Raw genomic sequence first — 805 nt, forward strand, 5'->3', positions numbered from 1 at the left:
GGCGGCCAGGTTGATGACCGCGGCGGTGGCGATGGTAGCCAGGGTGATGGCGTCGGCATTGGCCGCACCGGTGACGGTTTCGACATTGGACACGGTACCGGTGTTGGCGACGTTGGCCAGGGTCAGCACGTCCGCGCCGCCCGCCAGATCCAGGGTCATGCCGGTCAGGGTCGTGCCCAGGGTTATGGTGTCGATGCCAGCATTGCCGGTCAGGGTTTCTGCGTTGGAAACCGTGGCGGTGTTGGCGAAGTTGCCCAGGGTCAGAACGTCGGTGCCGCCGGCCAGGTTGATGGTAGCAGCCGCCAGGGCTGCGCCGATGGTAATGGTGTCGACATCGGCATTGCCGGTGAGAGTTTCGACGTTCGATACCGTGACCGTGTTGGCGAAGTTGCCCAGGTTGAGGGTGTCAGCGCCGGCGCCCAGATTGACCGTGCCGGTCAGAGCGGTGGCGATCGTAATCGTGTCGATGGCCGAGCCGCCGGTGATGGTTTCGACGTTCGACAACGAACCGGTATTGGCGAAGGCGCCGAGGGTGATTGCGTCTGCACCGGCTGCCAGGTCGATCGTCATGGTGTTGGCCAGGGCCGTGGCCAGGGTGATCGTGTCCGCCCCGGTGCCGCCCGTGACAGTTTCGGTGTTCGATACGGTGGCCGAGTTGGTGCCGTTGGCCAGGGTCAGGCTGTCGGTTCCGGTAGCCAGATCGACGACACCGGCGGTGACGGCGGTACCCAGGGTGATGGCGTCGGCCGCGGTGTTGCCGGTGATGGTTTCAACGTTCGAGACGGTGCCGGTGTTGGCCACGGCC

At 65.5% G+C, this 805-nt stretch carries 1 pseudogene; it reads right to left on the minus strand.

Annotation, left to right across the window (positions count from 1 at the left end):
- Positions 1 to 805: pseudogene (locus ABI_RS00590) on the minus strand (hypothetical protein); the annotation flags it as partial.

This window comes from Asticcacaulis biprosthecium C19 (genome assembly GCF_000204015.1).
GTDB classification, from domain to species: domain Bacteria; phylum Pseudomonadota; class Alphaproteobacteria; order Caulobacterales; family Caulobacteraceae; genus Asticcacaulis; species Asticcacaulis biprosthecius.